This is a genomic window from Microbacterium sp. SORGH_AS_0421 (assembly GCF_030818635.1).
In the GTDB taxonomy this organism is placed as follows: domain Bacteria; phylum Actinomycetota; class Actinomycetes; order Actinomycetales; family Microbacteriaceae; genus Microbacterium.
On record NZ_JAUTAO010000001.1, the window covers coordinates 3,004,325 to 3,018,120 of the forward strand.

12 protein-coding genes, 1 tRNA gene and 1 pseudogene are annotated in these 13,796 nt (G+C 69.3%); 5 read left to right on the plus strand and 9 right to left on the minus strand.

Annotated features, from left to right (window positions below):
- Positions 1–106: 106 nt before the first annotated feature.
- From QE416_RS14380 to leuC, 6 genes are all read right to left on the minus strand, one after another.
- A complete protein-coding gene (locus tag QE416_RS14380; protein ID WP_210074613.1) occupies positions 107–1,192 on the minus strand; it encodes a D-alanine--D-alanine ligase family protein in 1,086 nt (361 codons plus the stop codon).
- Positions 1,092–2,234 carry an NAD(P)H-dependent glycerol-3-phosphate dehydrogenase gene (locus tag QE416_RS14385; protein ID WP_210074611.1) on the minus strand — a complete coding sequence of 381 codons (1,143 nt, stop codon included), beginning with the start codon at positions 2,232–2,234 and terminating at the stop codon, positions 1,092–1,094. Before QE416_RS14385 ends, QE416_RS14380 begins: the two co-directional genes overlap by 101 nt.
- Complete coding sequence (locus QE416_RS14390) at positions 2,224–2,964, minus strand: 1-acyl-sn-glycerol-3-phosphate acyltransferase (protein ID WP_307317177.1); 741 nt, start codon at positions 2,962–2,964, stop codon at positions 2,224–2,226. Before QE416_RS14390 ends, QE416_RS14385 begins: the two co-directional genes overlap by 11 nt.
- A 5-nt stretch (positions 2,965–2,969) precedes the next feature.
- A complete protein-coding gene (gene murA / locus QE416_RS14395; RefSeq protein ID WP_144785342.1) occupies positions 2,970–4,343 on the minus strand; it encodes a UDP-N-acetylglucosamine 1-carboxyvinyltransferase in 1,374 nt (457 codons plus the stop codon).
- Between the two features lie 62 nt (positions 4,344–4,405).
- Positions 4,406–5,002, minus strand: a complete 597-nt coding sequence (leuD, locus tag QE416_RS14400) for a 3-isopropylmalate dehydratase small subunit (RefSeq protein WP_307317180.1) — start codon at positions 5,000–5,002, stop codon at positions 4,406–4,408.
- 1 nt (position 5,003) lies between these two features.
- A complete protein-coding gene (leuC, locus tag QE416_RS14405) occupies positions 5,004–6,485 on the minus strand; it encodes a 3-isopropylmalate dehydratase large subunit (protein WP_267787082.1) in 1,482 nt (493 codons plus the stop codon).
- Between the two features lie 306 nt (positions 6,486–6,791).
- Between leuC and QE416_RS14410 the strand changes: the two genes are divergently transcribed.
- Positions 6,792–8,102, plus strand: coding sequence for an O-acetylhomoserine aminocarboxypropyltransferase/cysteine synthase family protein (locus tag QE416_RS14410; protein WP_307317182.1), 1,311 nt, complete (start codon positions 6,792–6,794; stop codon positions 8,100–8,102).
- Positions 8,099–9,413, plus strand: a pseudogene (locus QE416_RS14415) (LLM class flavin-dependent oxidoreductase). Before QE416_RS14410 ends, QE416_RS14415 begins: the two are co-directional and overlap by 4 nt.
- Positions 9,414–9,426: 13 nt before the next feature.
- Here the strand turns inward: QE416_RS14415 and QE416_RS14420 are convergent.
- On the minus strand, positions 9,427–10,494 hold the full coding sequence (locus QE416_RS14420) for a TerC family protein (RefSeq protein ID WP_307317961.1): 1,068 nt from the start codon (positions 10,492–10,494) through the stop codon (positions 9,427–9,429).
- Positions 10,495–10,671: 177 nt separating this feature from the next.
- On the opposite strand from QE416_RS14420, the gene QE416_RS14425 reads away from it, so the two are divergent.
- Both QE416_RS14425 and QE416_RS14430 read left to right on the plus strand, forming a co-directional pair.
- The gene (locus tag QE416_RS14425; RefSeq protein WP_307317184.1) at positions 10,672–11,226 is read left to right on the plus strand and encodes an RNA polymerase sigma factor; all 555 of its coding nucleotides are present in this window, start codon (positions 10,672–10,674) and stop codon (positions 11,224–11,226) included.
- On the plus strand, positions 11,223–12,290 hold the full coding sequence (locus QE416_RS14430; protein ID WP_307317186.1) for a DUF4349 domain-containing protein: 1,068 nt from the start codon (positions 11,223–11,225) through the stop codon (positions 12,288–12,290). The genes QE416_RS14425 and QE416_RS14430 overlap by 4 nt, the downstream gene beginning before the upstream one ends.
- A 160-nt stretch (positions 12,291–12,450) precedes the next feature.
- Here the strand turns inward: QE416_RS14430 and QE416_RS14435 are convergent.
- Positions 12,451–12,526: transfer RNA gene (locus tag QE416_RS14435), tRNA-Glu, on the minus strand.
- A 187-nt stretch (positions 12,527–12,713) separates the two neighbouring features.
- Between QE416_RS14435 and QE416_RS14440 the strand changes: the two genes are divergently transcribed.
- The gene (locus QE416_RS14440; RefSeq protein ID WP_307317188.1) at positions 12,714–13,352 is read left to right on the plus strand and encodes an MBL fold metallo-hydrolase; all 639 of its coding nucleotides are present in this window, start codon (positions 12,714–12,716) and stop codon (positions 13,350–13,352) included.
- A gap of 169 nt (positions 13,353–13,521) precedes the next feature.
- Here QE416_RS14440 and QE416_RS14445 read toward each other — a convergent pair whose 3' ends face one another.
- Complete coding sequence (locus QE416_RS14445; RefSeq protein WP_055836516.1) at positions 13,522–13,791, minus strand: HPr family phosphocarrier protein; 270 nt, start codon at positions 13,789–13,791, stop codon at positions 13,522–13,524.
- Positions 13,792–13,796: the final 5 nt, after the last annotated feature.

Consider the following 13,796-nt stretch of genomic DNA (forward strand, 5'->3'; position numbering starts at 1 on the left):
GCGCGGAGACGCAGCACGAGGGCGGGACCATCCCGCCACGCCGACGCGATCGACCCCGGCGACGGCGTTTTTACCGGCCGACCTGCCGGGCACGCCGGGTGGCGGCTCAGGCCCTCTCGAGCGCTGCGTCGAGCAGGTCGCTGATGAGGTCGGGGTACGACAGTCCCGACGCGATCCAGCACGTGGGGAACATCGAGATCGGGGTGAACCCGGGCATGGTGTTCACCTCGTTCACGTAGAACTCGGTGCCGGTGTAGAAGAAGTCGACGCGTGCCAGGCCCTGCCCGCCGATCGCCTCGAACGCCTGTGCGGCGATCCGCTGCATCGCGGCCAACTCGCCGTCGCTCAGATCGGCAGGGCACACCAGGTCGACGCCCGCCGCTCCCAGATACTTCGCCTCGAAATCGTAGAACTCCCGGCCCGTCACAACGATCTCGCCGGCCACGCTCACGCGTACCGGTCCGCCGTCGCGCCCGGGCAACACACCGCACTCGACCTCGCGACCGACGATCGCCTGCTCGACGAGCACGAGGCCGTCTTCCGCGAAGGCGGTGTCGAAGGCGGCATCGAGGTCCTCCCAGCGCGAGACCTTCGTCACGCCCACGCTGGATCCGGCCTCGTTCGGCTTGACGAACACAGGCAGGTCGAGGGCGCGGATACGGCGCTGCCACAGCTCGCGGTCGCGAGCGAGGTCGGCGCGGGTGACGGCGACCCACGGCACGACCGGCACGTTCGCCGCGCGGAGCACCTGCTTGGTCACGTGCTTGTTCATGCCGATCGCCGACATGAGCACACCACCGCCCGCGTACGGGATGCCGAGCAGCTCGAGCAGACCCTGCACCGTGCCGTCCTCGCCGAACCGCCCGTGCAGGATCGGCAGCACGACATCGACGTCTCCGAGCGAGCGCGTGCCCCCGCCATCGGTCACGGTCCACTCCCGCGACAGCGTCGAGTCGGGCAGACGCACGCGCGTGCCGTTGTCGCGCACCTCGGGCAGCGCGTCGGGGATGAGCGCGAACTTGTCGGGGTCGTCGTCTTCGAGGACGAAGGCGCCGTCACGGGTGATGCCGACCGGGATCACCCGGAAGCGGTCACGGTCGATCGCCCGCAGCACCCCGCCCGCCGTGGCGGAACTGATCGAATGCTCGCTGGAGCGCCCGCCGAAGAGCACCACCACCACCGGTTTGGTCATTCTGCGTCCTCTCGCCCTGCGGCTGGTCGTCGTCTGTCGTCAGGTGCGGTGCGATGTCCCGCGGATCCATCGTCCCGTCGAGCACCATCTTCACCTGCTGCACGATGGGCATGTCGACGCCGACCTGCTTCGCGAGCTGGAGCACGGGAGCCACGGATGCCAGCCCCTCGGCGGTCTGCTGCATCTGGGCGACGACCTCTTTGTAGCCGTAGCCCTGGCCGAGCAGGCGCCCCGCGGTGTTGTTGCGGCTCAGCGGCGACTGGCACGTCGCGATGAGGTCGCCGAGGCCCGCCAGGCCCTGGAGCGTCTCGGGCTGCGCGCCCTGCGCGACCGCGAAGTCGGTCATCTCGACGAGCCCGCGCGTGATGATCGACGCCTTCGTGTTCTCGCCGTACCCGACGCCGTCGACGATGCCGATCGCCACCGCGATGAGGTTCTTCAGCACCCCGCCGAACTCGGTGCCGATCACGTCGGTGTTCACGAACGAGCGGAAGTACCGGTTGCGCGCGCGACGGGCGACGGCCTCGGCGGTCTCGGGGCTGAGCGAGCTGATGACGGCTGCGGTCGGCTGCTCGCGCGCGATCTCGAGGGCGAGGTTCGGACCGGATGCCACCGCGATGCGGGCGGGGTCGCACTGCAGAACCTGTTCGATGACCTGGCTCATGCGCAGGCCGGTCGATTTCTCGACGCCTTTCATGAGCGAGACGATCGGCACGTCGGTGTGCTCGACGAGCGGCTTGATGGCGGCGAGGTTCTCGCGCAGCGACTGGCTGGGCACCGAGAGGTAGATCTGCTCCGCACCGTTCAGCGCCTGGGCCAGGTCCGTCGTCGCGGTCATCGTGCGCGGCAGGTTGATACCCGGGAGGTACCTGCTGTTGCGCTTGGACTCGGTGATCTCGGCCGCGAGCTCGGGACGACGCGCCCACATGACGACGGAGGCGCCGCCGTCGGCGAGGATCTTGCCGAACGTCGTTCCCCAGCTTCCGGCGCCGACGACGGCGACCTTCGGGCCCGCGACGGGCAGGGCGCTCTTACGGCTCAAGGCGGCCCGTCTCGTTCTGCCCGTGCTGCGACGGGTTCCAGCGCTCCGCGGGGGCGGGCAGGCCCCGGATGCCGGAGAGCATCGCCGTGACCTCGTTCATCATCGCGTCGGTCGCCTTCGTCAGCGTGGCCGGCTGCGTGGGCGTCGCCGTGTAGGCGCTCATGTCCATGGCGGGCCCGAACTCGACGATCACGTGCGAGCGGCGGGGGAACTTCAGCTTCCCGTACCGAGGGAGGATCTGCTGCACGCCCCACTGCGCCATGGGGATGAGCGGCAGGTCGCCGGCGAGGGCGAGGCGCACCGCGCCCGTCTTGCCGCGCATGGGCCATAGCTCGGGGTCGCGCGTGAGGGTGCCCTCGGCGTAGACGATGACGCCGCGGCCGTCGCGGGCGATCTGCTCGGCGGCCTTCATCGACTGGTTCGCGCTCGTCGAAGCCCGGGGCACGGGGACCATCCCCGTCGCGCGGAGCGCGGCGCCGAGCACGGGGACCTTGAAGAGACTCTCTTTCGCCATGAACCGCGGGGCGCGACCGAGTCGCCAGACGGCGACCGCCACGATCACGGGATCGAACTCCGAGTTATGGTTCGGAGCGAGAACGTAGGCGCCCTCGCGCGGGAGGTTCTCCGCACCGCGGATCTCGATCCGGGCGAAGAGTCCCGTGAGGGGGACGATGATCGCCGCGAGCGGCCAGAAGGCGCTCGGCCGGCTCTTCTCGGGGTTCGAAGCCACCGGCGTCAGCCCACGACGTCGAAGTCGGCGTCGAGAGCCGTGAGCTTCTCGAGGAACTTCTCGTACCCGCGACGGATGATGCCGATGTTGCGCACCGTCGATTCGCCCTCGGCCGCGAGAGCCGCGATCACGTAGCTGTAGCCGCCACGGAGGTCGGGCACCTCGACGTCGGCGCCGTGAAGCGGCGTCGGCCCGTTGATGACGGCCGCCTGCTCGAGGTCGCGACGGGGAACGCGGCGGTCGGGGCTCGAGATGCCCTTGGGGTGCACGACGATGTCGGCGCCCATCTTGTTCAACGCCTCGGTGAAGCCCAGGCGGTTCTCGTACACGGTTTCGTGCACGGTGGAGGTGCCAGGAGCCTGCGTGAGGGCGACGATGAGCGGCTGCTGCCAGTCGGTCATGAAGCCCGGGTGCACGTCCGTCTCGACCATCACGGGCTTGAGGGCCTCACCGCGACGGAACAGGATGCCGTCCTCTCGGACGTCGAACCATCCGCCGGCCTTCCGGAAGACGTTGAGGAAGGTCAGCATGTCCTGCTGGCGGGCACCCTTGGCGAAGATCTCGCCGTCGGTGGCCAGGGCCGCGCACGCCCAGGAGGCGGCCTCGTTGCGGTCGAAGATCGCGCGGTGGTCGTAGCCGACGAGCTTGTCGACGCCCTCGATGAAGATGACGCGGTTGGGCTCGTACGAGATGATCGCGCCCATCTTCTGCAGCACCGCGATGAGATCCATGATCTCGGGCTCGATCGCGGCGTTACGCAGCTCGGTGACACCCTTCGCGCGCACAGCGGTGAGCAGCACCTGCTCGGTCGCCCCGACGCTCGGGTACGGCAGCGTGATGTTGGCACCGTGCAACCCGTTGGGGGCCGTGATGCGGATGCCCTCGTAGCTCTTGTCGACGACGGCGCCGAAGGCGCGCAACGCGTCCATGTGGAAGTTGATCGGACGGTCGCCGATGCGGCATCCGCCCAGATCGGGGATGAGAGCCTCGCCGAGCAGGTGCAGCAGCGGCCCGCAGAACAGGATCGGGATGCGCGACGCACCCGCGTGCGCATCGATCTCTTCGAAGTGCGCGGCGACGGCGCCCGAGGGATCGAGGTGCAGCGTGCCCTCCTCGTCACCCTCGGTCACCGTGACACCGTGAACCTCGAGGAGCGAACGCACGACCTTCACGTCGCTGATCATCGGCACGTCGCGCAGCGTGCTCGTGGTCTCGCCCAGCAGGGCCGCCACCATGGCCTTGGTCACCAGGTTCTTGGCGCCCTTGACCTCGACGGTCCCCCGCAGCGGTCGGCCGCCGCGAATCGAGAGGGTCTCTGCCGCCTCCCAATCGGGCTGTCCGGGATTCTGATCTCCGGAATCGGTGACGAGTGTGCTCATGGGGGGTGGACCTCACTTCGTGGACGAGGGGCGGCAGATCGACCCGATCGGGTCGATCGGGCTCAGCGGACCGGGAGGGTCCGCGGCCGCCATGCCTCGCGGCGCGCCTCGAACTGCGTGATCTTGTCTTCGTCACGCAGCGTGAGCCCGATGTCGTCGAGCCCTTCGAGAAGCCGCCACCTAGTGTAATCGTCGATATCGAACGAGACTTGGAGGTCGCCCACCGTGGCGGTCTTCGCGGTAAGGTCCACGGTCATCTCGATGCCCGGATTCGCCTCGATCACCGCCCAGATCTGCTCGACCTCGTCTTCGGTGATCACGCCCGTGACTAGGCCCTGCTTGCCCGAGTTCCCGCGGAAGATGTCGGCGAACTTGGGGCTGAGCACCACCTGAAAGCCGTAATCGCGCAGCGCCCACACGGCGTGCTCGCGACTCGAACCCGTCCCGAAGTCAGGGCCGGCGACGAGGACGGATGCCGAGCGGTAGGCGTCCTGGTTCAGGACGAAGTCCGGGTCCTGGCGCCAGTTGGCGAACAGGGCGTCGTCGAAGCCGGTCTTGGTGACGCGCTTGAGGAAGACGGCCGGGATGATCTGGTCGGTGTCGACCGCCGAGCGCTTCAGCGGTGCGGCGACACCGGTGTGCGTGGTGAACTTCTCCATGTCAGGCCTCCGCCCCGGTCGAAACGGTCTCGGTGCGGACGGGATCGAGGTCCGCGGGGCTGGACAGGGTTCCCCGCACGGCGGTCGCGGCCGCGACCAGCGGCGAGACGAGGTGGGTGCGCCCGCCCTTGCCCTGGCGGCCCTCGAAGTTGCGGTTGGAGGTCGACGCGCAGCGCTCCCCCGGAGCCAGCTGATCGGGGTTCATGCCCAGGCACATCGAGCACCCGGCGAAGCGCCACTCTGCACCGAAGTCGACGAAGACCTTGTCGAGGCCTTCGGCCTCGGCCTCGAGGCGCACGCGCGCCGATCCGGGAACGACCATGACGCGGACGTTCTCGGCCTTGGTGCGGCCCTGGATGACGGAGGCGAAGGCACGGAGGTCCTCGATACGGCTGTTCGTGCACGAGCCCATGAACACGGCATCCACGGGGATGTCCTTCATCGGCGTGCCGGCCTGAAGGTCCATGTACTCGAGGGCGCGCTCGGCGGCGGCACGCTCGTTGGGGTCGGCGATCTCGGACGGCGTCGGAACGACGTCCGACAGCGAGACACCCTGGCCCGGGTTCGTGCCCCACGTGACGAAGGGCTCGAGCTCGTTCGCGTCGAGGAAGACCTCGGCGTCGTAGACGGCGCCCTCGTCGCTGGGAAGCGTGCGCCAGTAGGCGACCGCGTCGTCCCAGTCCCGGCCCTGCGGGGCGTGGGGCTTGTCCTTGACGTAGGCGAAGGTCGTCTCATCGGGGGCAATCATGCCGGCTCGTGCGCCGGCCTCGATCGACATGTTGCACATCGTCATGCGTCCCTCCATCGAGAGGGAGCGGATGGCGCTGCCGCGGAACTCGAGCACGTAGCCCTGCCCGCCGTTGGCGCCGATCTTGGCGATGATCGCGAGGATGATGTCTTTCGCGGTGACGCCGGGCTTGAGGTCGCCCTCGACGGTGATCGCCATCGTCTTGAACGGTTTCAGCGGCAGTGTCTGCGTGGCGAGCACGTGCTCGACCTCGCTCGTGCCGATGCCGAACGCCATCGCGCCGAACGCACCGTGGGTAGAGGTGTGCGAGTCGCCGCATACGACGGTGATGCCCGGCATGGTGAGCCCGAGCTGCGGGCCCACGACGTGGACGATGCCCTGCTCTTTGTCGCCGAGCGAGTGGATGCGCACGCCGAACTCCTCGGCGTTTCGGCGCAGGGTGTCGATCTGCGTGCGGCTGGTCAGGTCGGCGATCGGCTTGTCGATGTCGAGCGTCGGGGTGTTGTGGTCCTCGGTGGCGATCGTCAGATCGAGCCGCCGCACGGGGCGCCCCTCGGCACGCAGACCGTCGAAGGCCTGGGGGCTGGTGACCTCGTGCACGAGGTGGAGGTCGATGTAGATCAGATCGGGCTGGCCGTTCTCGCCCTTGACCACGAGGTGGTCGTCCCAGACCTTCTCGGCCAGGGTGCGGGGGCGGTCCGGGATCCGGATGCCATCGATCGGGGTGCTGCTCATGTTTGCGTTTCTCCTCGGAAGGGGTGTGAGGCCCGCGACGAACTCCGCGACGAGAAAGGCCTAGGACAAGGTCTCGTCGCGGCCGCTAAGGAGGAGGCGAGCGATCCGCACCCGGTCACGATACCACCGGGCTCACCCGTGCCGGCCGCGCCACGGCGTCCGCGACGTGGGTGCCGCCCGTAACAGAGCGCCGCACATTTCGTCGCCGACGACTCCCCCGTGCGAGCCTGGGCCGATCCCGAACACCCCTCGGGAACGGGCCCGACCCGCGAGCCCGCCCCGCCCCCGCGAAACGGAGCGTGACCCATGGCCGCGAACGCCGACATCGGATTCTCGACGCGTCAGGTGCACGCGGGCTCGGCCACCGCCCACGCCTCGCCGCGGGCCACGCCGATCTACCTCACGGCGGGCTTCACCTTCGACAGTCTCGACGCCTCGGCCGAACACTTCGGCACCGGCACCGGCTTCGGTTACACGCGCACCGGCAACCCCACGATCCAGGCCGTCGAGGAGCGCCTCGCTTGCCTCGAGGGCGGCGACCAGGCCGTTCTCGTCTCGAGCGGGCAAGCGGCCGTCACCGTCGCCCTGCTGGCCCTGGCCGGGGCCGGCGACCACGTCGTCGTCTCGGAGCACATCTACGAGGGCACGCGCGGCCTGCTCCTCGACAACCTCGCGCGGCTCGGCATCGAGACCACGTTCGTGCCCACGGGCGATCTCGCCGCGTGGCGGGATGCCATCACCCCCCGCACGCGCGCTCTGTTCGCCGAGACGCTCTCGAACGCCCGCAACGACGTCCTCGACATCGCCGCCGTCTCGGCGATCGGGCGGGAGCGCGGCATCCCCCTCGTCGTCGACAGCACGTTCACCACGCCCTATCTCCTGCGTCCCCTCGAGCACGGCGCCGCCGTCGTCGTGCACTCGGCGAGCAAGTTCCTCGCGGGGCAGGGTGCGGTGCTCGGCGGGGTGATCGTCGACGACGGTCGCTTCGACGCCGCGGCATCCGGTCATCTCTTCCCCCATCTCGTGCAGACCGACCGCCTCGGCGGGGCGAGCTTCGCAGAGCGGCACGGCGCCCGCGCCCGCGGGGCCTACATCCGCGAGAGTGCCGCGCCGCGGTTCGGTCCCTCGCCGTCGCCGTTGAACGCCTTCCTCATCGGTCAGGGCATCGAGACGCTGAGCCTGCGCGTGGAACGTCAGTCGCAGAACGCCCTGGCCGTCGCCCGATGGCTCGAACAGCGCCCCGAGGTCGAGCGCGTCGACCACGTGGGTCTCGAGTCGCACCCGGACTTCGACCTCGGTCGGCGCTACCTCACGCGCGGCGCCGGGTCGGTGTTCACCGTGACCCTGCGCGGCGGCCTCGAGGCGGCGCGCCACGTCGTGCAGTCGGTGGAGCTCATCACGCACATGACCCACCTCGGCGACGTCCGCTCGCTCGTGCTGCACCCGCAGAGCACCTCGCACTCGGCCCGGACGGTCGAGGAACGCCGGCGCGCGGGGGTGTCCCCCGGCACGATCCGGCTGTCGATCGGCATCGAAGACATCGATGACCTGCTCGCCGACCTCGAGCAGGCCCTCGTGGGCGTCCCCGTCGTCGAGCGCGAGACGGTCGTGCTGTGAGCCGTCTGCAGCACTTCGGCTGGTTCCTCGCGCGCGGCTTCGGTCCGCACGGATGGGGCCACCCCTACCTGCGCTGGAACCACCGCTGGAGCGAGCCGGGGCTCTATCAGGACTCGGCGCGGACGCTCGAGCAGGCCGGCTTCGACCTGCTGATCATCGAGGACGCGCCCTCGCTCGGCAGCGCCGACACGATCGACCTGCGGGTGCGTCACGCCTTCGGCGGGCCCAAGCACGACCCGCTGCTGCTCGCGCCGTACCTGTTCGCGGCGACGCAGCACCTGGGCGTGGTGCCGACGGTCAACCCGGCCGCCTACCTGCCGTACACCGCCGCCCGGCAGTTCGCGACGCTGCAGCACCTGAGCGGCCACCGTCTCGGCCTGAACGTCGTGACCGACACCGGCAGCGCGCGCCACTTCTCGACCGCGCCGCAGCTCGGGCACGACGCGGCCTACGACCGGGCCGAGGAGTGGCTCGACGGCATCCGGAAGCTCTGGGACAGCTGGGGCGAGGGCGCCCTCGTCGCTGACGAAGAGACGGGGATCTACGCCGACGGTACGAAGCTCGAGGCGGTGCAGCACCGGGGTGAGCACTTCGGCTTCGACGGACCGCTGAACGCGGTGCCCTTCACCGACGGCGCGCCCGCGATCGTCTCCCCCGGCGGATCCGGTCGCGGCCTGTCGTTCGCGGGACACAACTCCGACGTACAGTTGGCCCTCGCGCCTCTCGACGAGCAGAGCATCCGGGCCTATCGCGGACGCATCCACGCGGCAGCCGAGGCTGCGGGGCGCGCCGCGTCCGAAATCAAGATCCTCTTCGCGATCCAGCCCGTGCTCGTGTCTTCCCCGGAAGAAGCCGATCGCCTGGTCGCGGCATCCGCCAACCCCTCCGAGGACGCGCTGGTCGCCATCGCGCGCAAGCAGTCGAGCGATCTCGAGACCGATCTCACCGGCCTCGACCTCGACAAGCCTCTCGACCGGTCGATCTTCGGCGAGCACCTGTCGGAGGGCAGCATCAAGCGGCTCGTCGGAAAGCACGACGAGAACGCTCCGCTGCGGACGCTGCTGGGCGCGCACGCGCGCGCTCGGACGCTTGAGTGACGGATCCGGCTTCGTGGGGACAGCCGACGAGTTCGCTGACCGCATTGAGGAACTCGGGGAATGGGGCAACGACGGCGTGCTGCTGTGGGGCGACCTGCACCCGGTCACCGTGCACCGTGTGCTCGACGACCTCGTGCCGATCCTCCGCCGGCGCGGCATCCTCCGCGAGGAGTTCGTCGACGGTGGCCTGCAGGCGAACCTGCGCGCGTTCTAGGTCCCGGGGCGCGTCAGTCGCGCTCGGGCTGCTCCACCGTCGGCGGCGTCCCCTTCTCGTCGGCGACATCGGCCGCGGCATCCTGGGGCCCCTCGACGGACGCGGGCTCTCGGCGCGCGGCGATGAGGCTCGCGATCGTCGCGACCGCCATCGACAGCACGATCACTGCGAGCGACACCCACGTCGAGATCTCGGGAGCCCACTCGATCGGCTCGCCTCCGTTGACGAACGACAGCTCGTTGACGTGCATCGCGTGCAGGATCAGCTTCACGCCGATGAACGCGAGGATGAACGCGATCCCGTAGTGCAGGAACTTCAGGCGGTCGAGCAGGTCACCGAGCAGGAAGTAGAGCTGGCGCAGCCCCATCAGCGCGAAGAGGTTCGCGGTGAAGACGATGAACGGGCTCTGCGTGATGCCGAAGATCGCGGGGATCGAGTCGATCGCGAACAGCAGGTCGGTCACGCCGATCGCGACGAACACGATGATCATCGGGGTGAAGAGCTTCTTGCCGCTGACCCGAGTGATGACCTTCTTGCCGTCGTACGAGTCGCTCATCGGCAGCACGCGACGCAGCGTCCGCACGATGAGGTTCTCTTTCTGCGAGTCGTCATCGTGGTCGTCGCCCGGGAACGCCTGCCGGATCGCCGTGTAGACGAGGAACGCGCCGAAGAGGTAGAAGATCGGGCTGAAGTTTTCGATGATGGTCGCGCCGACCAGGATGAAGGCGCCGCGCAGGATGAGCGCGATGATGATGCCCACCATCAACACTTCCTGCTGGTACCGGCGCGGCACCGCGAACTGTCCCATGATCAGCACGAACACGAAGAGGTTGTCGATCGACAGGCTGTACTCGGTCAGCCAGCCCGCCACGAACTGCCCCGCGACCTCGCCCCCGGCCACGATCCACAGAACACCCGCGAAGATCAACGCGAGCGCCACGTAGAACACGACCCAGAGCGTCGACTCCTTCGCCGCCGGGATGTGCGGGCGCTTGAGGATGATCAGCAGGTCAGCGACCAGGATCAGCACGAGCACGACGAGCGTGATCGTCTGGAAGAGGGGGTCGAGCTGCAGCTCCATCGCGGGGCCTTTCATCGGGGGAAACGCTCGAGTTTATCCGTCGGCCCCGTTCGCACAGGGGCTTGTGCACGTAGAGCTCATTGCGTGCGTACATCCGTGAGACGATCCGGCGCGCCCGGACACCCCTGAGTGAGAGAGTGCTTATCCGGGGCTCACCCGGAGGGCGGAACGGATGCCATGACCCACGGAGTCATCGACGACAGGGCCCTCGTGGCGCGCGCCGCCGGCGGGTCGGAGGTCGCGTATCGCGAGCTGTACCGGGCATACGCGCGGCCGGTCTACTGGATCGCCCTCGGGCTCGTCGGCGAAGCCGCGGACGCGGAGGACGTCGTGCAGGAGACCTTCGTGGTCGCCTGGCGGAAGATCCCGTCGCTGCGGCTCGAGGGCGAGTCCCTGCTGCCCTGGCTCGCGACCGTCTGCCGCTTGCAGGCGCAGAACCGTCTGAGGGCGCGCCGTCGCCACGGATCACACGCAGCGCTCGACGACGAGATCCCGTCCGTCGTCGACGTCGAGGCTCAGGTGGTGCAGGCCCAGACCGTGGCAGCGATCCTCGCCGCCGTCGACCGGCTGAGCGACCTCGATCGCGAGATCTTCCGGCTGTGCGCCGCAGAGGGCTACGGGTACGCGGCCGCAGCCGCCTCGCTGGGCGTCTCGCACGGCACCGTTCGCAACCGCCTCTCCCGCATCCGCTCCCGGGTGCGCGCCACCGCGATCGAGACGGAGTCCCCATGACCACGCCCACGCTTCCCCCGCTCCCCGACGAGCGGATGGATGCCATAGAGACCGCCGTCTTCGGCCGGATCGCCGACGAGCGCGAGCGCACGCGTCGGCGACGCCGGGGAATGTGGACAGGTGTCGGAGCGGCCGCGGCCGTCGTCGTGATCGCCGCGGTCATCGGACCGTCGCTGGCCTCGACCTCGGGCGCGAGCGACTCGGCGATCGCGGGCGCCAGCGGCGAGGGCCTGACGAACCAGTACTCCGGCGGTTACGAGAGCGCGCCGATCGCTCCCCTCGTTCCCGCCCAGGACGCCGCGGGGTCGTCGTCGTCAGATGCGGCCTCGGGTGATGCGGCGGCGCGTGACGCCGCGACCCGCGACATCGTCGCCACCGGCTCGAGCACGGTCGAGGTCGACGACATCGCGAGGGCGATAGACGAGGTCGGCGCCGCGGCGACCGGGGCCGGCGGATACGTCGAGTCATCGCAGCTCGGCGGCACGATCGGTGCGGTTCCCTACGAGGGATCGGCGTCGACGCCGGCGGCGTCGTCGGGCTCGATCACCGTCCGCGTGCCCGCCGCAGCCCTCACGAGCACCATGGACGGGCTGCGTCAGGTCGGAGAGGTCACGGCGACGACCGTCAGCCGCTCCGACGTCACCGAGCAGACCGTCGATCTGCGCGCTCGCGTCGCGGCCGGTGAGGCCTCGGTGGCGCGTCTGACGGAACTGTTGGCGCAGGCGGGATCGGTGTCCGACCTCATCACCGCGGAGTCCGCTCTGGCCGAGCGTCAGGCGCAGCTCGACGCGGACCGCCAGGTGCTGCAGTCGGTCGCGTCTCAGGTCGCGATGTCGTCGCTCAGCGTGCGACTCGTCGAGCGCTCCCCCGCCGTCGTCGCCGACCCGGCGGGCTTCGGCGATGGGCTCGGCGCCGGATGGCACGGCCTGGTCACCACCGTCAACGGGATCGTGATCGGCCTCGGGTTCCTCCTCCCGTGGATCGCGGTCGCGGCGGTGATCCTCGCGGTGACATGGAGCGTGCGTCGAGCGCGTCGGCTCCGTCGCCGTGCCCGCGAGGACTGAGTCGCCCTCTGCCCGCACCGACTTCGGATCGAAGCAGCGGAATCGGGTGCCGGTAGTCCCGGCATCCGATTCCGCTCGACGTTTCAGATTCCCCTGCGACGACCGGCTGGTCCCGGGCAACGAAAAATGCCCCGACCATTCGGTCGAGGCATTTTCGTGTTGGTGACCCCAGCGGGATTCGAACCCGCGTTACCGCCGTGAGAGGGCGGCGTACTAGGCCGCTATACGATGGGGCCGCGTCGTCAACCATTCAAGTATGCATGACAGTTGACGCCCACGCAAAATCGAGGCCGAGCCACCGACTTCTCGGGCGTGTCCGGCCACGGTACCGCGAGATGGCCTCGCACGGAAGAGCCGTTAGACGCTGTTCACCCCCCGCGCCAGCGCTTGCCCCGCTCCGGCGTGCAGGAGTTGACTCGTCTCATGCGCCTCACGAAGCACGAACACGCCGCCCTCGTCCTCGCCGAATCCGGTCACTCGCTCGTGATCGACCCGGGCAGCTTCACCTCGCCCCTCGAAGAGCTGACGAACCTCGACGGCATCGTCATCACCCACGAGCACGCCGACCACTGGACGCCGGATCACCTCACGCGCCTGCAGAAGGCCCACCCCGGCGTGCCGATCTACGGCCCCGAAGGGGTGCGCGACGCCGCGGCCGGTTTCGATGTCACCGTGGTCCACCCGGGCGACACCCTCGACCTCGGGCCCTTCCACCTGGAGTTCTTCGGCGGGAAGCACGAGGTCATCCACTCCTCGATTCCCGTGGTCGACAACGTCGGCGTCCTCGTCAACGACGCGGTGTACTACCCGGGCGACTCGTTCGCGGTTCCCAAGCACAAGAAGGTTCAGCTGCTCGCCGCCCCCGTCGGCGCCCCGTGGCTCAAGGTCGGCGACGCCATCGACTACGTGCTCGCGGTCAAGCCGGAGCGCGTCTTCGCCACCCACGACATGACCCTCTCGGTCGCCGGCAAGCAGATGGGCGACGCACGCCTCACCTGGGCCGTCGAGCAGAACGGCGGCTCGTTCGTCGACCTGAAGCCGGGCGACTCCGTCGAGGTCTGACGGCCACGGCGTGCCGAACTCCTGAGAAGTTCGCGGGAGTGCGTCCCGAACCTTCGAAGGTCAGCGTCCGTCGTCGACTTCTCAGGAGTTTCGTTCGCCTCGATCTCGCAGAAACGCCGGATGCCACGAGCCCTGGGCCCGCGGCATCCGGTGTTCTGCGAAGAAGCGCTTACTGCGCGTCGAGATCGGTCTCGAGAAGGGCGACGAGCTCGTCGAGCGCCTGCTCGGCGCCGTCGCCCTCGGCCTTCAGCGTCACAACGGTGCCGTGACCGGCACCGAGGCCCATGAGCGAGAGGATGCTGCCGGCGTTGAGGTCGGCACCGCCCTCGGCGGCGATCGTGACGGGGATCTTCTTCTCCTGCACGGCCTGCACGAAGAGCTTCGCGGGGCGTGCGTGGAGGCCCGAGGCGCTCGCGATGGTGGCCTGACGTTCTGCCATGGTGA